This window comes from Microcoleus sp. K1-B1, assembly GCF_036704705.1.
Lineage (GTDB): Bacteria > Cyanobacteriota > Cyanobacteriia > Cyanobacteriales > Microcoleaceae > Microcoleus.
The window spans coordinates 19671-42567 of sequence record NZ_JAUBSH010000009.1 but is presented as its reverse complement, the minus strand read 5'-3'; the positions used below and the strand labels follow the sequence as shown (position 1 = coordinate 42567).

The window sequence follows — 22897 nt, the reverse complement described above, 5'->3', positions numbered from 1 at the left end:
ATGATACAAGCGACTTTATGAGTATTTTTACCTTCCGGACTCATGTAATGTTTATTTGTCAGCTCAAACAATAGTAGTTGGCTCCTAGATTATACACTTTGACAATAGTTCCGACTTGTGCGATCGGCAAAAAAAATCTCGATTGATACTCAGGTGCAGCCCGACTCGAACGCTCAAAAGCAATGAGTTTGATAAACGCAACAACATTTGCATCCATGCTTCCCAAGTTAACTATAACTGTTTTACACTAATAATTATCCTCTAATATACCTTTGTCACTGCTAATCTCAATCTTATCATATCTCCTCGAACATGGAAAAACCGTCGAATCTCCTGCTTAAACTCAGCCGCAGCTTATTTGCCGACACCGCCGAACAAGAAAAGTTTATTCATGCCGTCACCACTCCCCAAGCTTTTAATCCTGCTATCTTGTGGGTGCAACCAAAACCTACAGAAAACCCATTTAATCTCGAAATTCCAGTTGCTTGGCAACCAGAATTTGTAGATAGACTGGCCTTAGAATCCCAACCGGGAAAACATTCTTTACATCAAGCCGGACATTACTACTGTCTCGACTTTTCCTCAATCTTCGCCGCCTCCACATTGTTAACAATACCCCAGCCAATCAAACTAATCTTAGATATGTGCGCCGCCCCCGGAGGAAAAAGTATATTTGCGTGGAAAACCTTAAAGCCAGAATTTGTGTTGTGCAATGAAGCCATAGGCAAACGCATGGGAATGCTGATCTCTAATTTAAGACGCTGCCAAATTAACCCATCCGCCGCCGCCAACGTCGATTCAAAAATACTTGCCGAAAAGATGCCACAAACGGCTAACTTAGTAATAGTAGATGCTCCTTGTACTGGTCAATCACTCTTAGCAAAAGGAGACAAAGCACCAGGCTGCTTTCATCATGTCACCATCAACAGCAATGCCAACCGCCAAAAAAGAATTTTAGCCAATTCTGCTAAAATTGTAGCGCCCCAAGGTTATCTTGCATACATGACCTGCACTTATTCAACCGCAGAAAATGAACAAGTCAGCGAATGGCTGTTAAGCAAATTCCCCGAATTTCGGCCAGTCACTGTTCCTCATTTAGAAAAATATCGATCGCACCTGACAGAAATTCCTTGCTATCGGATGTGGCCGCAAGATAGACTAGGAGCAGGAGCTTTCACCGTTTTGTTTCAAAACACCTCGGATGGAGAGAGAAATCAGCTACCAGCAGATTTTCTAGATTTAGCTCGTTTTACCAACCTCTAACTACCCGCCTCCATCCCCGTTCATCTGCGGTAAAAAAAAATCTTCTTCCCTGAATCCAACTAAAAAATGATATTATCCAAATTATCCAAAGCAATTAAAAGACCACTCAAACTCGCTGTCGGCATTTTACTTACCTTAAATCTGCTAATATTAAGCGGCTGTCAAAACAGCACAACACCCGCATCCAAAAACGGCGAACCGATCGAACTCACACTCTGGCATGGCATCAATCCCCCGCCAAATCGCGACGTATTTCAAACCCTCACAGACCAATTCAACAAAACACATCCCAACATCCAGATCAAACCAGTTTACATCGGCCAGCCCGACCAACAACTGCCAAAAATACTAACAGCAATAGTGGGAAACGCACCGCCGGATTTGCTGTGGAATGCTGCCACAATTTCAGGAAAACTAGCAGAACTCAACGCCATTGAACCTTTAGAAAACTGGCTAGACAAATCGCCCCGGAAAGCCGAAATCTACCCGGCACTCTTCGAGTCAATGGAACTCGGCGGGCACACTTGGTCAGTTCCCCTAGCGACAAACAACGTCGCCATCTTTTACCGTCCCAGCTTATTTGCAGCAGCAGGAATCAAAGAAGTGCCACAGAATTGGGCGCAATTAAAGCAAACAGCCCGATCGCTCACGCGAGACACCAACGGAGACGGCCGCACAGACCAACACGGCATAGTGCTCCCCCTAGGCAAAGGAGAATGGACAGTATTTACCTGGCTGCCATTCATGTTCAGCGCAGGTGGCGAACTCAAAGGCGAAATACCTCAAAGTCCTGTACCCCAAATAGATAATCCCGGTTCTCACGCCGCCTTAGAATTGTGGAGAGACTTGTTAAAAGAAGGTTCAGGAATATTGTCAGCACCCGAACGAGGCTACGAACTCGACAATTTCATCGCCGGGAAAGTCGCCATGCAAATCACCGGGCCGTGGACGCTAGCACAGTTGCAGCAAAGCGCGATCGACTACGCAGCAATGCCTTTACCGATCCTCAAACGCCCCGCAGCCGTCGTAGGGGGTGAAAACCTATTTTTAATGAAAACTTCGCCAGAACGAGAGCGAGCAGCCCTAGTATTCTTAGAATACGTTATAGGTGAAGAATTCCAAACAGCATGGGCATTGGGAACAGGTTATTTACCCATTAACTTAAAATCGAGACAGAGCCAAGCTTATCAAAGCTTTGTGGAAAAAAACCCTGTTTTGCAAGTATTTTTAGAACAAATGAACTCAGCCAGAGCGCGACCCATTATATCAGGTTACTCCCGCCTATCAGAAAACCTCGGTCGCGCCATAGAGGCAACCCTTCTCGGCCGCAACCCCCAAGACGCTCTTAAAGAATCTCAAGAGCGTTTGACACTAACCTTAGATATTGCAACAGCCAAAGAGAAATAGACCAGAAAAAAAAATATTAGCTGTAAATTATCCGCTTTCACTGTATTCGAGCGAAAGACTTGAAGCATCGATTGATTGATTAAAAATCTAGTGAAAATTTCTACAACCTGCACTTCTAATCAGAAACCGTGTTGCTTGCCCCAAACTTACCTAAAAGCAGAGATTTTACGTTGCTGTTATTGGTATTTTAGGTATTTTAGGTATTTTAGGTATTATTGAGCATGGTGCAAGATGTTAGGGTGAATAGAGTTACGATCGCCCGACACAAAAAGACACCCGCTGTAGCTCGGTAATAAATTTTTAACAAAAACCAAAAATTTACAAACCAATTGCTTAGCCATTAGAGATATATTTACAAAAAAGCGATACTCCCGAAATTCATGGGCAGATTTGATGGAACAAAAAAACCGCTCCCTCAACGGCACCACAAAAAGTTAGCTCAAAAGCTTCTCCCAGTACCTACCACCCATGACCTACCATCACCTAATAGAAATATTTTCTCTACCCTCTGCCTGTCCCGTGCCACCTACTGAGACCCCAACAACAGTCCACCTTTTCCCCAAACGACCATGCAGACAAAGTTCCTTAACGCAATCAAAGGACATTCCTGGCGGTACTTCCTCGCAGTAGGCGCGATCGCCCTGGTCTACTATTGGGCGTCGCAATTCGCCATTTCCAGCCTCACCCTCAGTTCAGAAATTTACCCGATGTGGCCAGCAGCAGGAATTGCCCAAGCAGCCCTGCTGCTGTTTGGGCGGCAACTGTGGCCGGGAATCGCGATCGGAGGCTTCCTGTTCAGTATGAGCGTACCGTCGGCCAACATCGGCACGGCATTAATCTCGGCTGGCGCCCGAACCCTGCAAGCCTGGACGGGAACTTATCTACTCCAGGGCATTAACTTTAACGCCGCGCTCGATCGGCTCAAAGACGTTTTAGGAATAGTCGGACTAGCAGCCTTGGGATCTACCCTGATCAACTCCAGCATCGGCAGCATCCTCGTATGCCTGACCGGTTTATCTAGCTGGAGCAATTTTGGCACGATTTGGGGGACTTGGTGGGTAGGAGACGCTATGGGAATTGTGCTCGTCGCCCCGCTGCTGCTGACGTGGCAACAATTGCCCAAATCCCCCACACGTCCCAAACAGATAGCTGAACGAGCGATTTGGCTGCTGCTGCTACTAGCAGTCGGCTGGCTCGTCTTTTGCTCCCGCACCCGCGCCGCCTACGCCCGCTATCCCCTCGAATACTTACCATTTCCCCTAGTAGTTTGGGCTGCCTTTCGATTCGGTCAGCACTACACCGCCCTCTCCAACTTCATCCTCTGCGGCTTCGCCATCTGGGGTATAGCCCGAGGCAGCGGCCCCTTCCTCAAACACGCCAGCAGTATCCCCCAAGCGCTGTTATCCCTGCAAGCCTTCATCGCCGTCATCGCCGTCACTGGCTTAGTCTTAGCTGCCACTGTCGCCGAACGCCACCAAGCAGAAGTCTCCCTGCGCGCCAGCGAAGCCAGCCTCGCTAACGCCCAACGCATCGCCCAGCTAGGCAACTGGGACTTAGACCGCAACGCCCAGCAATTGCGATGGTCAGAGGAAATTTACCGCATCCTGGGAGAGCAACCGGGAAGTTTTGAACCCAGCCTGGAAGCCTTCTTGGAATACGTGCACCCTGAAGACAGAGAATTAGTCAAAACCTCGATCGAAGCCGCTTTATTTCAGCAACAGCCTTACAGCATCGACTACAGGCTCATACTCCCCGACGGCAGCAACCGCACAGTCTACGAACAAGCCGCCGTCACCTCCCTCTACATCACCAGCACCGTCCAAGACATCACAGACAGAAAGCAAGCCGAAGCCGCCCTGCGTTCTTCAGAAGAAAGATTTTCCAAAGCCTTTCACGCCTCCCCAGTCGGGATCAGCATCTGCACCCTCACAGACGGATGCTTCCTCGATGCCAACGAAAGCTTTTTGCGCTCATTAGGCTGGCTGCGGCACGAATTTATCGGCCGCACTCCCAGCGACTTAGGAATATTTGTCAATTCAGAAGACGGGGGGCGACTCTCCCAGATTTTGCAATCACAAAATTCGATCAGCAACCAAGAAATCAAAATTCGCACCAAAGCCGGCGAAGTGCGCGACTGGCTGATGTCAGTGGAGCTCATCCACCTCGGCAGCACTCAGTGCGTTTTAATCATGACCACCGACATCACCGAACGCTTGCGTTCCGAAGAATTCCGTCGGGCCGCATTAGCCGCCGAAGCTGCAAATAGATCCAAAAGCATTTTTCTCGCCAACATGAGTCACGAACTCAGAACCCCCCTCAACGCCATCATCGGCTACAGCGAGATCCTGCAAGAAGACGCGCGAGACCTCGGTGCCGAAGAGTTCATCGACGACCTCCAGAGAATTAACACGGCCGGCCAGCACCTACTAGCGCTGATTAAAGATATTCTCGACTTGACCAAAATTGAAGCAGGCCGCATCGACTTCGACCTTGAAACGTTCACCATTTCAACTCTGGTTGAAGAAGTAGTTGCCACGATCGCGCCGATGGCCGACAAAAATAGCAATATCCTAGAAATACAATGCCCCAAGGATATTGGCTCGATGCAGACCGACTTGACTAAACTCCGGCAGTCTCTGCTCAACCTCCTCAGCAATGCCGCGAAATTTACTCGCTCCGGCGCGATTACCTTCGCCGTTACCCGATCCGTCGGAACCCCCGCCGACGCTGCAAAGAAAGGCAAAAAACTGGGAGCGTATAGAGAAGGTGGCCAACCTGAAAATAGCTTGTCTCTCTTATCTTCCGCTCAAGATTGGATCATTTTTACGGTCAAAGATACCGGCATTGGCATGAGTCCCGAACAGTTAGCCAGAATCTTTGAGCCTTTCACGCAAGCCGATTCTTCAACTACTAAAAAGTACGGCGGCACTGGCTTGGGGCTGACGATTACTAAGAAATTCTGCGAAATGATGGGCGGAGACATTACCGCATTCAGCGAGATCGACAAAGGTTCTACCTTTACCATTCGGCTGCCAGCTATTTTCACCGACCTTTCAATGTCAACTGAAAATTCTGATAAATCATAATTTATTGACATTTCTTTTCGAGCGTTGCCAATCTTATTGGTCTCCGCAATTTGCTGATTATTCCGCTATCACGTATCGAAATTTTCCACATATAGCCAAATCAATAAAGCCATTAGGATATAAATATAATTAGCGAAGTTTGAAAGATTGTGGATAGCAGAGATGATCCCTCGGCTTCTCAAGAAAACCTGTTATAGACTTAAATCGCGTACTTTTACCCTAACCGTATACCTACGTATATATATTATTAATTAAAAAGATATACTGTAGAAAGTTGCCTACAAAGCGCCAGAAAATATGCACCCCCACCTCCAGCGCCAACTCGAACACCTCGGTTTAGCTAGCGAGTCTCCCCCTCCCACTGCCGAGCAGTGGCAGCTATTCTTAGAGCAGGTAAGCTGTAGCTATGACCGAGCTCAGAGTCAGCAAGAACTTCAGCAGGAAGATTCTTTTAACTTGGAGACGGTGGTATTAAAGGATTTAACTGACTCGCGCCAGTCCCCTCAAGACTCTCCAACAGCTTCAGAATTCGATCGACTGCGGGCGAGTGTCAACAGTTTGGGGGCAGGATTGTGTATCCTTGACGCGAAGGGCTGTGTAATCTCGGTGAATCCAGAGGCCGAACGCTTGCTGGGGTGGCGAGAGTCGGAACTTGCAGGCGTTTGTCTGCTAGAGCGCATCGGGAAGCAAAACAAAGGCAACAAATCCCCAGTTTTGACTGCTCCGAAACAGTCGCCAAGCAAGAGTGAAGATGCGGCGATCGCACCTACACTAGATTTACAACAGGCGATCGCTTCCGGTCAACCTTGCAATAATTGGGACGACGAGTTTTTGTGTCGCGACGGCAAGATTTTACCAGTTTCCTATTTTTTCCATCCCGCAGTTGAGGGCAGCGAAATATCAGTCTTGGTGTTTTTTGACATTAGAGAAGACAAGCAATCGCTCTCGATACTGCAAGCAGTTCTAAAATCTACAGATGCAGGAATTCTGGCGGTTGACAGAAACGGCAATATATGTAATTATAATCAGAAATTTCTTGAGATGTGGGGTTTGTCCGCCAGCCAAGGAACGTTGAGCCGATCGACCTTCGGCACAGTCAAAAACACGATCCAAACAGGATTCCCCTTCGACAGGGAACAATTAAAAGACCCGCAAAGATTTCTCGAAAACGTGATCAAAGTGTCGGCAGATCCAGATACTCAAATCAGCGAATTATTAGAATTTAAAGACGGAAAAATTCTTGAATTAAATTCGTTGCCATCAAAAGTAGGAGCGAAAACAGTCGGTAGAGTCTGGAGCTTTCGAGACGTTACCGAACTAAAAAAAGTAGAACAATCTTTGCAGGATCGAATAGAATTTGCTCAGTTGATTGCCAGTTTGTCAACCCATTTCATCAGCCAGCCCTTATCAGAAATAGACACAGGCATCGCTCAAGCCCTGGAAGCGATAGCCACCTTGAGCGGGTTTGACCGCAGTTACATCTACCTGTTATCTGAAGACAAAACCCGCGCCGACAAAACCTACGAGTGGTGTGGCGAAAGCATTCCGGCAGTCAAAGACAGCACCGACAAACCAATAGACATCGCACAAATCCCTTGGATTGCAGAAAAACTCGATCGCGCCGAATGCCTTTATATTCCCGAAATCGGCGAACTCCCGCCCCCAGCAATCGCCGAAATTGTCTATTTGATCGGTCAAAATTCAGCCCAATTCCAAACAGACTCCCCATCCCAAACAGTTAATCAAACAGCAACCGCCTCAATACCTTCGAGTGGCGCTTCCCTAAATAATTTAGAATTTAAAAAACAGCTAAAAAATATTAAATCGCTGATAATTATTCCCCTAATTTGTAGTAGTAAAAACCTAGTAGGATTTCTCGGCTTCGATAGCTTAAAGCCAACAGCAGGTCGAGCAACCGAAATATCCACAATATCCACACAGCTAAAAATGATAGGAGAAATGCTCGCCAATGTCCTAGAGCGCAAGCGAGCAGAATCCGCCTTGAGACAATCCGAAACAAAATACCGCAGCATCTTTGAAAACGCAGTCGAAGGCATATTCCAGACAACGCCGACCGGGCACTACCTCAGCGGCAATCGCGCACTAGCCAGAATTTACGGCTACGAATCCTGTACCCAAATGTTCGCCGAACTCACCGATATCAACCGTCAATTTTACGTTAACCCCAATCGGCGCGCCGAGTTTATGGCCGAATTGGGCGCGCGCCACCAAGTGTCAAAATTTGAATCCCAAATATACCGCCGAGACGGTAGCACAATCTGGATTTCCGAAAACGCGCGCAGCATCTGCGACGAAAACGGCAGCGTTTTGTATTACGAAGGCACAGTCCAAGACATCACCGATCGCAAACAGGCAGAATCCGCCATGCAGTTGGCCCTAGAAGCAGCAGAATCAGCCAACCGGGCAAAAAGCACATTTCTCGCCAACATGAGCCACGAACTTCGCACACCCCTCAACGCCATCATCGGCTACAGCGAAATGCTTCAAGAAGAAGCCGAAGAATTGGGGAGTTGCGAATCCGTCCCCGACCTCGAAAAAATCTGCAGCGCCGGCAAACATCTGCTGTCCCTGATTGACGACATCCTAGATATTTCTAAAATTGAAGCAGGCCGAATGGAGCTCTACTTAGAAAGCTTCGACATCCATAACTTAATTGAAAGTGCTGTTGCCACGGCCAGGCCACTGGTCGAGAAAAACGGTAATACCCTAGAAGTGTACTGTCCAGACAACCTCGACACCATGCACGCGGACATGACAAAAGTGCGGCAAGTGCTGCTTAACTTGCTCAGCAACGCTGCCAAGTTCACAAAAAACGGGAGAATTGCGATCGGAGTGGAAAGAATTAAAAATGAACAATTAAAAATGAAAAATCAAGAGGAATCTTCCCAAATTTTAATTTCCAACTCCGAATTTTTAAGTTTCCGCGTCGCCGACACCGGCATCGGCATGACACAAGAGCAATTGGAGCGAGTTTTCCAACCTTTCACCCAAGCTGATGCCTCGACTACCCGCGAGTACGGTGGCACAGGTTTGGGACTAGCAATCAGCCAGCGCTTCTGTCAGATGATGGGCGGTAGCATTGAGGTCAGCACCACCTTGGGCGCAGGCACCACTTTCACCGTGCTCTTGCCCAAAGCCATCAAACAGCCGGAAATCCCCAACAAAGTTCACGACAGCACTAGCCCTCCCGACGCCCCCGCTGTCGGCACGGTGCTGGTAGTGGACGACGACCCGATCTCGCGGGATTTAATCGAGCGCACCCTCAGTCGCCAAGGACTGCACGTAGAAGTCGCCGGCAGTGGCGAGCAAGCTCTCCGGCTGGCTAAGCAACTACGGCCAGATGCCATTACCCTGGATGTGATCATGCCCGGAATGGACGGCTGGGCGGTACTCTCAGCGCTGAAGGCAGATCCTGACCTTGCCGAAATTCCCGTAATCCTGCTATCCTTTGTGGGCAACAAAAGCCTCGGCTTTGCATTGGGTGCCTCGGACTACCTCACCAAACCAGTGGACGGCAAACGGCTGGCTGCCTTGTTGAACAAGTACCGACGCGACCAAGACGGCGTTGCAAGTAACAATTTGACCTGTCAGATTCTAATTGTGGAAGACGACGTTGCCACGCGCGAAATACTGCGATGCGTACTAGAAACACAAGGCTGGGCAGTAACGGAAGCTGACAGTGGACGCGCTGCTCTCGATCGGCTAAAAGTTGCTCGCCCGCACCTGATATTACTGGATTTGATGTTGCCAGAAATGGATGGTTTTGAGTTGATCAGCGAAATTCGCAAATCCCATTCGGGAGATCCTATACCGATTGTTGTGATCACGGGGAAAAACTTGACACCGGCCGAAAGCCAGCAACTAAACGGCTACGTCGAGCGGGTGCTACAAAAGGGAGTCTACAGTTGCGATAGTTTGTTGCGCGATGTTCGCTCTATAGTCAATGACAGGTTCGATCGCAGGTACGACTCGAAAGGCAAGGAGAACACCAATGGCTAAAATCCTGTTGGTCGAAGATAACGAAATGAATAGGGATATGCTTTCCAGGCGTCTGGCCCGCAAGGGACACGAGGTCTTTATTGCTGTTGACGGTGCTGAGGGAGTGTCGATGGCGCTCGCGAAAGTACCAGATTTGATTCTGATGGATATGAGTCTGCCGGTTCTAGACGGGTGGCAAGCAACGCAGCAAATTAAGGCGGCTCCTGAAACTAGCAGGATTCCGGTGATTGCGCTGACGGCTCACGCAATGGCGGGCGATCGTGAAAAGTGTCTTGCTGCAGGCTGCAATGACTATGACACTAAACCGGTCGAGTTTCCTCGACTTTTGGGTAAAATTGAAACTCTTCTGAAAGAGGCCCTGACATGAAAGGTGACGAGGGCAGCGTGCTGGTTGTTGACGACAATGAGGTAAACCGCGATTTGCTGGCCCGCCGGCTTCAGCGTCAAGGCCATGTGGTGACTGTTGCTGAAGATGGTCTCCAAGCTCTGGAAATGTTGCGAAGCGTTCCTTTTGATTTGGTTCTGCTAGACATTATGATGCCGCAAATGAACGGCTATCAAGTGCTCGAAAGTCTGAAGGCGGACGATAATTTGCGCTACATCCCGGTGATTATGATTTCGGCGGTGGACGATATCGACAGTATTGTCCGGTGTATAGAGTTGGGGGCGGAGGATTATCTTTCTAAACCGTTCAATCCGGTATTGCTCAAGGCTCGGATTAGCGCTTGTCTGGAAAAGAAGCGACTGCGGGATAAGGAACAGGCGTATTTACATGAGTTGGCTCAGGAAAAGGAAAAGTCCGAGCGTTTGCTGTTAAATATTTTACCGAAGGCGATCGCACAGCGCCTCAAACACGGGGAAATTACGATCGCAGACAGTTTCGCTGAGGTAACAGTGATGTTTGCCGATTTGGTCGGTTTTACTAAGCTTTCGGCTCATTTATCGCCGGCCCAATTGGTGGAGTTGCTCAACGAGATTTTTTCGGCTTTTGACGAGTTGGCCGAGCGCTACGGACTTGAGAAAATTAAGACGATCGGCGATGCTTATATGGTGGTTGGCGGTTTGCCGACGCCCAGCGAGGATCACGCCGAGTCGATCGCGGAAATGGCGCTGGAAATTCAAGCAGCAATGACTAAGATGCGTACCAAGGGAGGTCAGCCGCTCAGCATTCGCATCGGCATCCACACAGGCCCGGTAGAAGCTGGGGTAATCGGTACTAAAAAATTTACTTACGATTTGTGGGGAGATACGGTAAATACAGCTTCCCGGATGGAATCTCAAGGCGTCCCCGGCAGCATTCAGGTGACAGTTGCTACCTACGAACGCTTGCGGGGTAAGTACGTTTTTGAGGAGCGCGGCGTGATTCCAGTGAAGGGGAAAGGCGATATGATGACTTATCTGCTTGTGGCCCGAAACGCTTAATTAATCATTGGGCATTGGGCAGTGGGCATTGGGCATTGGGCATTGGGCATTGGGCATCGGGTATCGGGTATCGGGTATCGGTAACTAATATCAACAGTTAACAGTCAACAGTCAACAGTCAACAGTTAACAGTTAACAGTCAACAGTCAACAGTCAACAGTCAACAGTCAACCAATCATCAAATGAACGTAAATTCTAACCTTTTAATGTACGCCCAATGGGCGGGAATTCTAACAGCAGCCTTGGCTATTCTAACTGTTATAGCATTTATCTTCAAATGGGGTTTTCGCTTCCGATTGGTAGGAGTGACAAGCTTTATGGGAGTAATTGCTGCGAGTATATTTGGTCTGGGTTTGGGACTGTTTTCCCGTACAGAAATTCCCGGTGCAGTTCGCTATTCTTTAGTTTACGATACTGGCGGCGCTCAAACAGTAGTTACTGTGCCACCTACGATCACGGAATCGGAATTAGAAGCAACGATGCGGCAAGCGGCGGCGGATTTGTACTCTCCAGGGCGCTCTGGAAGGGGCAGAGACTACATGACAATCCGGGTTCGTACAGTTGTACATCCTGAACCTGGGCTGTCGCAGCCGCTGTTTTTGGGCGAAGTGAGGCGATCGCTCGCGACTCGTTATGATGACAAAATGGCGATCGAAATCTTCCCCGAAAAAGTTGCTATTCTGAAAAAATATCAAGCCTAAAAGTAGTGATTGTTGGGTGCGCGATGTGCACCCAGCGTTTTGCATAGATTCGATCGCTCTTCTTATAATTATCTGCGTTTATCCGTGTTCATCTGCCTTAAATCTGCGGTTGAGCCTATAAAAAACCAAAAATACTAAAAAAAATTTATGACTCAAAATACAGAAAAACTACTAAAAGACCTCTACAACGCCTTTAACCCATCTTCTCCTTTACCAGCAGGCGACCCGCAATATGTTGACTGTGGGGAAGTGCGAGGAGATGACAATATTACCCTAGACTTGGGCCTCAACATTGAGCGTTCAGAACCGATGACTTGCCAGTTGTATGCAGGACATCGCGGTGCTGGAAAATCAACCGAATTGCTGCGGCTACAGCAACACTTGAACAACAAAGGTTATTTTGTAGTTTATTTCGCGGCTGACGCCGAAGATATCAATCCCGAAGATACTGAATATACAGATATTTTGCTAGCTTGCACCAGACACTTATTAGAAGCAATTAAAGAGGCTGACTCCAAGCCTTTGGTCAATTGGATGAAAGACCGCTGGGACGATTTAAAAGATTTAGGGCTAACAGAAATATCTTTTGAAAAATTGAGCTTAGAGGCGCAAATTAGTCAGTTTGCCAAGTTGACGGCGAATGTGAGAACTCAACCGAGTCTGCGTCAAAAAATCCGAGAAAAAGTTGAGCCCCAAACACAAACGCTGATTGATGCGCTAAATGAGTTTATTGGCGACGCTAAAAAAAAGTTGCCCAATAAATATTCGCAACTGGTAGCGATTGCCGATAATTTAGACCGGATTGTGCCATTTTCTGCGACAGACGCAGGAGGACGCAGCAATCTAGACCAAATTTTCTTAGACCGCAGCGAACAACTCCAAGCTTTAGATTGTCACGTCGTTTACACTGTACCGATTTCGATGGTGCATTCTAACCGCGCTGCTGATTTAAGCGATAAGTACAATACTCCGCAAGTGCTGCCAATGATTCTGGTACAGAATCTAGATGGTAGCGCTCACCAACCGGGACTTGCTAAAATTAAAGAGTTGATTAAGAAGCGCGTGCAAAAAATAGATCCAAATCTATCTTTAGAAACAGGATTGTTTGACACCGAAGAAACCCTAGAACGGCTGTGCTTGATGAGTGGAGGTCACGTTAGGGATTTGATGAAGATGATGCGAGAAGCTGTGAATCAAACACAAAATTTGCCAATTACTGCCAAAGCGGCCCAAAGAGCAATCACGAAAGAGCGGAATGTCTACCGCAAAACTCCCGGACAAGATGAATGGTCAATTTTAGCAAAAGTCTCTATTTCTCACCGGATACTTAATGAAGAAAAGCACCGCAATTTGCTATTTAACCGCTGTATTTTGGAATACCGATATTTTGATGATGAAGGAGAAATGCAGCCTTGGTATGATGTTCATCCGCTAATTAAAGGCATTCAGGAATTTAGGGAAGCAGTCGCTCTACTTCAGCCATGAAACCAGAAGCAATTGATTGGGACGAAGATTTGCCACCGGCAGAACCGGAGGAAGAATATCTAACTCTGGTACGCACTCTCAAGCGGACAGATGGCTTTAGCTTGTTGTTTGTGGAGTGTTCACCGGCGGAGGGAGAACGCTGGATTACTAGAGTTAAAACAGATATTCCGCAGCAAAATATTGAGGTTTTGCGGCTGAAGGAATCGGTTTATGATTTTTACAATCTAATTGAAGAGTTGCCAAATCGCGATCGCATCAATGTCCTCTTTGTCCAAGGTTTAGAATATTCACTTTATGAATACGAACAAGAGAAAAAGGATATCGGCTGGGAAAGTAAGGATATTTACTCTTACAGTTGGCGGGGAGTGCCGCCTATTTTAATTAATTTAAACCAGCAGCGAGAACGATTTCGAGATAATTTCAAAATCTGTTTTGTTTTTCTGTTGCCTAAGTTTGCTATTGATTATTTTATTCAGCGGGCACCTGATTTCTTTGATTGGCGATCGAGTTTATTTAAGTTGTCAATGGATAAAGAACTGCTGCAAGTGGAATCAATGCAAGCTTGTTGGGAAAGATGGAAGCAAGAAGATTATCTAGCTTTGACTCCCCAAGAAAGAAAATGGGAATTGGTGAGGATTCAATCTTTAATTGATGAGGATGGGCAAATACCCGAACAAAAAGCTAAATTGTTTTTTGAACAAGGTTTATTGCATGACTCTGCTGAAGAATATGCAAAGGCGATAGCCTGCTACGACAAAGCCTTAGAAATCAAACCAGATTTTCACGAAGCCTGGAACAATCGGGGCAATGCACTGGGTAATTTAGGCAGGTGGGAAGAAGCGAGATCCTCCTACGACAAAGCCTTAAAAATCAAACCAGATTCATACGAAGTCTGGAACAATCGGGGCAATGCACTGAGTAATTTAGGAAGAGTGGAAGAAGCGATAGCCTCCTTCGACAAAGCCTTAGAAATCAAACCAGATTCATACGAAGCCTGGTACAATCGGGGCAATGCACTGAGTAATTTAGGCAGATTGGAAGAAGCGATAGCCTCCTGCGACAAAGCCTTAGAAATCAAACCAGATTTACACGAAGCCTGGAACAATCGGGGAACTGCACTTGGTAATTTAGGAAGATTGGAAGAAGCGATAGCCTCCTGCGACAAAGCCTTAGAAATCAAACCAGATTTACACGAAGCCTGGTACTATCGGGGCATTGCACTGGGTAATTTAGGCAGATTGGAAGAAGCGATAGCCTCCTTCGACAAAGCCTTAGAAATCAAACCAGATGATGACGAAGCCTGGTACTATCGGGGCTATGCACTGAGTAATTTAGGAAGATGGGAAGAAGCGATAGCCTCCTACGACAAAGCCTTAGAATTAAAACCAGATTCATACGAAGCTTGGAACAATCGGGGCAATGCACTGAGTAATTTAGGAAGATGGGAAGAAGCGATAGCCTCCTGCGACAAAGCCTTAGAAATCAAACCAGATTTACACGTTGCCTGGAACAATCGGGGAACTGCACTGGGTAATTTAGGAAGAGTGGAAGAAGCGATAGCCTCCTGCGACAAAGCCTTAGAAATCAAACCAGATTTACACGAAGCCTGGTACAATCGGGGCAATGCACTGGGTAATTTAGGAAGAGGGGAAGAAGCGATAGCCTCCTACGACAAAGCCTTAGAAGTCAAACCAGATTTACACGTTGCCTGGAACAATCGGGGCAGTGCACTGGGTAATTTAGGAAGAGGGGAAGAAGCGATCGCTTCCTACGACAAAGCCTTAGAAATCAAACCAGATAAAGACGAAGCCTGGAACAATCGGGGCAGTGCACTGGCTGGTTTAGGAAGATGGGAAGAAGCCATAGCCTCCTTCGACAAAGCCTTAGAAATCAAACCAGATTCATACGAAGCCTGGAACAATCGGGGCATTGCACTGGGTAATTTAGGAAGATTGGAAGAAGCGAGATCCTCCTGCGACAAAGCCTTAGAAATCAACCCAGATTATCACCCAGCATTTTATAATAAAGCTTGCTATTACGCCTTACAGAGTCAGATTGACCAAGCGATTCAGAATTTGCAGCAAGCCATCAATCTGAATCCTGACAAATACCGAGAAATGGCAAAAACTGACTCGGATTTTGACAGCATTCGATCGCATACTCGGTTTCAAGCCTTGATTCAAGAATAGGGATTTGCCCTAGGGCGAGGCGGGTTTATGAGATTGTCGGTTTTAGACAATTATTCTTGGTAAAACCCGCCCTTACAGCATCAAAAATACTCTTATTATTTATGAGTCTGCAAAGGCGGAATTCGCTTGACAAGACGCGGTTTTAACCGCCGATCGCTCAAAAGGGTTACGTGAAAATTATATCTTGGATGAGGTTTCTCACACCTCAGTACGATCGCCCTTTCCTCTTTTCTACGCAGTCCTATAAAAAATTAGTATTAATCTATACTTACAAATGCCCGGTCTAAAATTATAATGAAAAAATTTGAAAAAGTCCCCAAATTCCTGTAAAATTGCCATAAATAACCAAACAGTCGCGATCGAAAGCACTCAAAGGCGAAAAAGATCGCATATAAAAAAGAAAAGAATCAATTAGACAGAAAATAAAGAGGTGAAACCCCTTGCAAAAATTAGCCAGCATAGAAAAGCCGATCGACTCAGGGGAAAAATCCATAGCAGTCAACACCCAAAAGGCTCAAACCTTGTACGAACGCGGCAACGCCCTAGAAGCAATGGGACGATTCCAAGCTGCGATCGAATCTTGGGAAGAAGCGATCGAACTTGAACCAAAATTTTATGAAGCGTGGTACAACCAAGGCGTAGCCCTCCGAAAATTGGGCCAGCTAGAAGAAGCGATCGCAGCCTACAACCAATCCCTAAAAATCAAACCAAGCAATCCCGAAGCGTGGTATAATCGGGCCAACGTTTTGCGGAAGCTCAACAGACTCTCAGAAGCGATCGCATCCTACGAAAAGGCGATCCAACTCAATCCCAGCTACCCCGAAGCTTGGACGAACCGCGGCAACACCCTCGTCAGCTTAGAGAAATTATCAGAAGCGATCGCCTCCTACGAGAAAGCTATCGCCATCAAACCAGACTACTGCGAAGCTTGGTATAACAAAGCATTTGCCCTGAGAAAATCCGACCAAAATACAGCGGCGATCACTTCTTACGACAAAGCGATCGAACTCAAACCAGACTTGCATCAAGCCTGGTACAACCGGGGCTTAGCCCTAGCCGATGAAAAACTCTACCCCGAAGCCGTCGCCTCCTACGACAAAACCCTGCAACTGCGGCCGAATTCCGCCGAAGCCTGGAACAAACGCGGCAGGGCGATCGCCCAAATGGGACAATTTGAAGAAGCGATCGCATCCTGGGACAAAGCCCTCGCACTCAACCCAAACGACAGCGAAACCTTTTACAACCGTGGCTTAGCCTTCGCCAACTTACAACGCTTGGAAGAAGCAATAGCCTCTTGGGACAAAACCGTAGAGTTGCAGCCAGACAACACCGAAGCCTGGTACAACCGCGCCGTCGCCCTCAAAAAAATTCAACGATTTACCGAAGCGATCGCCTCCTACGATAAAATCATCGCACTCACACCCGACGATCCAAACCTGTACTATCAAAAAGCTTGCCTTTACGCCCTGGAAAAAGAAGCAGGGGAGCTCACAAACAGCCAGGAACTTGTAGCTACCAGCATCCGGCTGGCGATCGAAAACTTATCCAAGGCGATCGAACTCAATCCGCAGAAATACCGGAAATTGTGCAAAAATGACTCTAAATTGCTTACAATACGGGAAGAAGTGCGGTTTTTAGCTTGATTTCAGGGTAGCTATGATTGATGGAGACGGATGCCGCACTGCAACCTTTGTAGGCAAAACAGCACCATAAACCCCAATCATGCAAACCCTAGACAAAACTCAAGCAAAATTCGCTCAACTGGCAGCCCATCTCAGAGAAGTTAACGACATCGAATCAGCCTCGTCGCTGCTGCATTGGGATCAATCAACTTATATGCCCCCCAAAGGTGCAAGTGCCAGAGGCCGCCAGTTGGCTACTCTCAAACAAATATCTCACGAAAAATTTACAGATCCAAAAATAGGTGAACTCCTAGAAGACTTGCGTTTCTACGAACAAACCCTCCCCTACGACTCCACCGCAGCCAGCCTGATCCGCATAGCCCGCAGAGACTACGATCGCGCCGCCAGAGTCCCCGCAACCTTCATGTCAGCACTCTGCCGCCACCAAGCCGACTGCTACGAAGCTTGGGCCGCGGCCAGGGCAGCCAACAACTTCGCAGCCGTCGAGCCGTATCTCGAAAAAACCCTAGAATTAAGCAGGCAATACGCCGACTTTTTCCCCGGCTACGAACACATCGCCGATCCTTTGATCGATCGTAGCGACTACGGCATGAAAGTATCCCTGCTGCGCCCGCTTTTCGCCCAACTGCGTCAAGAATTAGTGCCGATAGTCGAAGCCATCACCTCCCAACCTCCCGCCGACGACTCCTGCTTGCACCAAGACTTCCCAGAATCCCAGCAACTAGAATTCACTCGTAAAGTCGTAGAACGAATGGGGTACGACTTCCAACGGGGACGGCAAGACACTACCCTGCACCCTTTCATGACCAACTTTTCCATAGACGACGTGCGAATTACCACCCGCGTCTATGAAGACCACCTGGATCAAGCACTGTTCAGCAGCATCCACGAAGCCGGACACGCCCTCTACGAACTGGGAAATTCCCCGGAATTTGAAGGCACGCTTCTGGCAGGCGGCATTTCCTCCGGCGTGCACGAAAGTCAATCGCGACTTTGGGAAAATTTGGTCGGGCGCAGCCGCGGTTTTTGGGAATGTTTCTACCCGCAACTCCAAGGCATATTTTTGCGACAGTTGGGACACGTATCCACTGACGCATTTTACCGGGCAATTAACAAAGTCTCGCGATCGCTCATCCGCACCGACGCCGATGAAGTAACCTACAATCTCCACGTCGCCATCCGCTTTGACCTAGAATTGGCAATGGTAGAGGGAAAACTAGCAGTCCGAGACCTCCCCGAAGCCTGGAACGAACGCTATAGAAACGACCTCGGCGTTGTCCCCGCTACCGACAGCGAAGGCGCGATGCAAGATGTTCACTGGTATGTTGGTACGATCGGCGGAATGTTCCAAGGTTACACCCTCGGCAACTTGATGAGCGCCCAATTCTACGAAACAGCAGTAAAAATTAATCCTGAAATTCCCGTAGAAATAGAACGGGGCAATTTTACCGTACTCCACGACTGGCTCAAACAAAACATCTACCAGCACGGCCGCAAATACACCGCTGTCGAATTGATCGATCGCGTTACAGGTTCACCTTTAACTATCGATCCCTTTATCCGTTATATTCGTCACAAATACGGGGAGTTTTATGTCATTTGAGGGATAGCAAGTTCAGATTGTAGACTTTAAAATTACAAAAAAAGTAGCCGCTTCAAAAAAGGGCGATACTCAAACAGTATCGCCCTTTTTTGAAGCGGGAATAAAAAGTCTTAAATAAGGGAGTATGTATGTCTGAACTTTTTCAGGCTGTGATTGCCAGCGACGAAAAAGCCGACTTGCGTCAGTTTGCCAGCGATTTACGCGCTTTGGGAAACAACTATTTACTGCGAAACGACATAGTTAACGCTTTTGCCGCCTACTGCACCAAATACGAAAAGCCCGAACAGTTCCATCAATCTTCTCTTTTAAGCAAACTGATTTTCTACGTTCAGGAAATTATTCTCGAAGATGGCAGCCTTGGCGTCCTGCTGCGGCCAAAAATTGCTAGTATGGAAATTGTGCGAGTTGCAGACGACTTGACGGTTGAGCAGATGACAGTGCAAGAATTGCACGACGTGCGCGATCGCTTCGTTAACCACTTTCACCCCCAAGAAGGCGACATTCTAGAACTAGATTTCGGCCCTTTTTACGATTATTCCCCCACAATTCGCGACCCCAAAAACATCGGCAAAGGAGTGCAATTCCTCAACCGATATCTGTCCAGCAAACTGTTTCAAGACCCCAGACAGTGCCAGGAAACTCTATTTAATTTCTTGCGAATTCACCGCTACAACGGCGTACAATTACTAATTAATGAGCGCATAAAATCCCAAGAACAACTTTCAGAACAAGTCAAAAAAGCTCTCACCTTTGTCGGCGATCTTTCTGAAGAAGAACCCTACGAGAGATTTCGACTGGTTTTGCAAATGATGGGTTTAGAGGCAGGTTGGGGAAATACCGCCGCCCGCGTGCATGAAACCCTAGGAATTCTTGACGAATTAATTGATTCCCCCGATCCGCAAACCCTAGAAGCATTTATTTCTCGCATCCCGATGATTTTCAAAATCGTCCTAGTTTCTCCTCACGGCTGGTTCGGCCAAGAAGGAGTTTTGGGGCGACCAGATACGGGAGGTCAGGTAGTTTATGTCCTCGATCAAGCGAAGAGTTTAGAGAAACAACTGCAAGAAGACATTCATCTTGCCGGTCTCGATAGTTTAGGAGTCAAACCTAAAGTAATTATTCTCACCCGGTTAATTCCTAACAGCGACGGCACGCGCTGCAACGAACGTTTGGAAAAAGTTCACGGCACAGAAAATGCTTGGATTTTGCGGGTTCCCTTCCGGGAGTTCAATCCCAAACTCACTCAAAATTGGATTTCTAGATTCGAGATTTGGCCTTATTTGGAAACTTACGCGATCGATGCAGAAAAAGAATTGCTGGCTGAGTTTCAGGGCAAACCAGATTTAATTGTCGGCAACTATTCCGACGGCAACTTGGTAGCCTTTTTGCTGTCTCGCAAACTCAAAACTACTCAGTGCAATATTGCCCATGCGCTGGAAAAATCTAAATATTTGTTGAGCAATCTCTACTGGCAAGAATCCGAGGAAAAATACCATTTTTCCCTGCAATTTACGGCAGATCTAATTGCCATGAATGCAGCTAATTGTATTGTCAGCAGCACCTATCAAGAGATTGTGGGCCAACCCGATAGTGTCGGTCAGTACGAATCTTACCATTGTTTTACCATGCCGGATTTGTACCACGTTGTGAACGGGATTGAACTGTTCAGCCCTAAATTCAACGTAGTACCGCCGGGAGTCAACGAAAGTGTGTACTTTCCCTACACGCGGATAGAAGACCGGGTGCAAGCCGATCGCGATCGGCCGGGCGAACTGCTGTTTACTCTAGAAGACCCCGAACAAGTCTTTGGCAAACTCGACGACCCGCACAAGCGCCCTTTATTTTCGATGGCGCGGCTCGATCGCATTAAAAACCTGACAGGCTTAGCAGAATTGTTCGGAAAAAGCAAGGAATTGCAAGAAAAATGCAACTTAATTCTAGTAGCTGGCAAGCTGCGGGTCGAAGAAACCGAAGACTACGAAGAAGCAGAAGAAATTAAAAAGCTCTACGCAATTATCGACCAATACAACCTTCACGGTAAAATTCGCTGGTTGGGAGTGAGGCTTTCCAAAAGCCTGTCCGGCGAAATCTACCGGGTAATCGCCGACGCCCAAGGTATATTTGTTCAGCCAGCATTATTTGAAGCTTTCGGCTTGACAATTCTCGAAGCAATGATTACCGGCATTCCCACTTTCGGGACGCAGTTTGGCGGCCCGCTGGAAATTATTCAAGATGGCGTAAATGGGTTTTATATCAACCCGACTAACCACCAGGAGACTGCCCAAAAACTTCTAGATTTTTTATCGAAATGCGAACACAATCCCAACTATTGGTATGAAATTTCAACGCGAGGAATTGACCGAGTTTACAGCACGTATACCTGGAAAAATCACACTACCAAGCTGCTGACGCTGGCGCGGACTTACGGTTTCTGGAACTACTCGTCCAAGGAAAACCGCGAAGATATGCTCCGCTACATAGAATCGCTGTTTTATCTCATTTACAAGCCAAGAGCGAAGGCTTTATTGGCAGAACACGCCAACCGATAACTGCCGAGTTTTGCTTTTTATATCAAATCCGTTGGTATCGGAATTATTCATCTCTCTCTTCCCTTTCTCTCTATCCTCGGCGTCCAGAGGGGTTTAATAATTCCGATATAACTTAAATCTTGCACCATTCTTAAGAACAGGCAAGATGCCTGTTCCACAAAGAGTAAATTTTCTTGTGGAATAGGCATCTTGCCTGTTCCTAAACGACCCATTCCACAGGAGATGAATTTTCTTGTGGAACAGGAATCTTGCCTGTTCCTAAACAAGTAATTGAGAATTGTGCAACATCTCAGATACAACCGAAATTGATATTACGGGAGGATTGAAGGAAAAAACTTCGCCTTTCATAGATCAACTTTGTACAAAATCCGCCTGTAAAGATTTGTGAATAATAGCCGATTTTGTACCATAAGACTGAGGCTAAAAAACGTGGTTTATACGAAAATATGAGCTTTGGTAACGAAACATCTCGGAATCAACTGGCTTTATTAGGAATAGTGCGAACCGGCCCCTACTTCTAACACGTAACTTCTGAGTGCTGGTGTCCCCATTGCCGAAGTTCTAGAGACCGGGGCAGATATAGCAACCGCGCCAGACGCTTAGAACTTTCTTAATGGCCCAAACCAATGCGGTCTATTACCCCTTCCCTAGGACTTTTTGTTACCCGATCGCGAAGTCGAAAGGCATTCTTCCTTCTTGCTTTTGCTATATGTCTCATAAAGCAGTCCGGGTAATACAATTAGATTTAGAAACTAGAAAACAGGGAAACCTTGTCAAACCTTACCAACAGGATGAAATTTATGCGTGTGACTACTGTTACGATTTTCAGCTTGATCGCTCTGCTCGCTCCCGGCTTAACCCGAAAGGCAATTGCTGCTTTTGACTCCGAACCCTTGGTGCAGGAAGAGTACCGCAGAGACTTTACGGCTCCCGCCGATCCGGGTGCGTCAGCATCGCCTGACGGAAAGTCCCAAGCAGATATGTTTAACAAGCCTTTTTACGCGGGCGAGCAGCCGCCAGTGAAAAAGGAAAAAACTATCTCGGCGGGTGCTGACGGGCCAGAAGTTGCAGCCATACAGCAGCGCTTGCAGGTGCACAGTTTCAAGGTGGGGACGATCGACGGTTCCTATGGCTCTCGCACTACATCGGCGGTTCGTGCTTTTCAGCAGTCTAAGGGTTTGAACTCAGACGGCATTGTGGACAAAGAAACTTGGACAGCTTTAGCAGCAGATCCAGCGTCGGCTCCTGAAACTGTGCAGAGCAATGCTCCAACTCTGAGCAATGCTGCTGTTGCCGGCAATCCTCCAACTCTCCTAAATAAAGGCGCTGTCGGTTCCAAGGTGAAGACGCTACAGGTGCGTTTGGAAATGCAGGGTTACGATCCGGGCCCGATCGACGGCATTTTTGGCGCTCGCACTGCTACGGCTGTCAAGAACTTTCAGAAATTTAAGGGTTTGACGGTTGACGGCATGGTGGACGAAACAACCTGGAAGGCGCTCGGCCAAAAGTAAGTGACAAGTGAAAAATAC

The 22897-nt window shown here is 47.4% G+C and carries 14 protein-coding genes; 13 read left to right on the top strand and 1 reads right to left on the bottom strand.

The features are described 5' to 3' along the window. Positions 1-58: 58 nt before the first annotated feature. A complete protein-coding gene (locus QUA83_RS05040) occupies positions 59-217 on the bottom strand; it encodes a hypothetical protein (protein ID WP_333291934.1) in 159 nt (52 codons plus the stop codon). 95 nt (positions 218-312) lie between these two features. On the opposite strand from QUA83_RS05040, the gene QUA83_RS05035 reads away from it, so the two are divergent. The 13 genes from QUA83_RS05035 (at position 313) to QUA83_RS04975 (ending at position 22879) form a co-directional block, all read left to right on the top strand. Beyond that, positions 313-1263 carry an RsmB/NOP family class I SAM-dependent RNA methyltransferase gene (locus QUA83_RS05035; protein WP_333291933.1) on the top strand — a complete coding sequence of 317 codons (951 nt, stop codon included), beginning with the start codon at positions 313-315 and terminating at the stop codon, positions 1261-1263. 66 nt (positions 1264-1329) lie between these two features. Then, positions 1330-2670 carry an ABC transporter substrate-binding protein gene (locus QUA83_RS05030; RefSeq protein ID WP_333291932.1) on the top strand — a complete coding sequence of 447 codons (1341 nt, stop codon included), beginning with the start codon at positions 1330-1332 and terminating at the stop codon, positions 2668-2670. A 569-nt stretch (positions 2671-3239) separates the two neighbouring features. Further along, the gene (locus QUA83_RS05025; RefSeq protein ID WP_333291931.1) at positions 3240-5756 is read left to right on the top strand and encodes an MASE1 domain-containing protein; all 2517 of its coding nucleotides are present in this window, start codon (positions 3240-3242) and stop codon (positions 5754-5756) included. 297 nt (positions 5757-6053) lie between these two features. Beyond that, positions 6054-9776: a response regulator gene (locus tag QUA83_RS05020; protein WP_333291930.1), complete on the top strand. Its 3723-nt coding sequence runs from the start codon at positions 6054-6056 to the stop codon at positions 9774-9776. Further along, entirely contained in the window at positions 9769-10143 is a 375-nt protein-coding gene (locus QUA83_RS05015) for a response regulator (protein WP_015177895.1), read from the top strand. The genes QUA83_RS05020 and QUA83_RS05015 overlap by 8 nt, the downstream gene beginning before the upstream one ends. Next, the gene (locus QUA83_RS05010) at positions 10140-11198 is read left to right on the top strand and encodes an adenylate/guanylate cyclase domain-containing protein (protein ID WP_333291929.1); all 1059 of its coding nucleotides are present in this window, start codon (positions 10140-10142) and stop codon (positions 11196-11198) included. Before QUA83_RS05015 ends, QUA83_RS05010 begins: the two co-directional genes overlap by 4 nt. A 182-nt stretch (positions 11199-11380) precedes the next feature. Continuing rightward, positions 11381-11899, top strand: a complete 519-nt coding sequence (locus tag QUA83_RS05005) for a Ycf51 family protein (RefSeq protein ID WP_333291928.1) — start codon at positions 11381-11383, stop codon at positions 11897-11899. A gap of 147 nt (positions 11900-12046) precedes the next feature. Beyond that, positions 12047-13384, top strand: coding sequence for an ATP-binding protein (locus QUA83_RS05000; RefSeq protein WP_333291927.1), 1338 nt, complete (start codon positions 12047-12049; stop codon positions 13382-13384). Next, positions 13381-15573 (top strand): tetratricopeptide repeat protein, encoded by a 2193-nt coding sequence (locus QUA83_RS04995; protein WP_333291926.1) that lies wholly within the window; start codon positions 13381-13383, stop codon positions 15571-15573. The genes QUA83_RS05000 and QUA83_RS04995 overlap by 4 nt, the downstream gene beginning before the upstream one ends. A gap of 440 nt (positions 15574-16013) precedes the next feature. Next, a complete protein-coding gene (locus tag QUA83_RS04990) occupies positions 16014-17216 on the top strand; it encodes a tetratricopeptide repeat protein (RefSeq protein WP_333291925.1) in 1203 nt (400 codons plus the stop codon). 79 nt (positions 17217-17295) lie between these two features. After that, entirely contained in the window at positions 17296-18819 is a 1524-nt protein-coding gene (locus tag QUA83_RS04985; protein WP_333291924.1) for a carboxypeptidase M32, read from the top strand. Positions 18820-18947: 128 nt separating this feature from the next. Beyond that, positions 18948-21368 carry a sucrose synthase gene (locus QUA83_RS04980; RefSeq protein ID WP_333291923.1) on the top strand — a complete coding sequence of 807 codons (2421 nt, stop codon included), beginning with the start codon at positions 18948-18950 and terminating at the stop codon, positions 21366-21368. Positions 21369-22168: 800 nt separating this feature from the next. Continuing rightward, positions 22169-22879 carry a peptidoglycan-binding protein gene (locus tag QUA83_RS04975; RefSeq protein ID WP_333291922.1) on the top strand — a complete coding sequence of 237 codons (711 nt, stop codon included), beginning with the start codon at positions 22169-22171 and terminating at the stop codon, positions 22877-22879. Positions 22880-22897 lie beyond the last annotated feature (18 nt).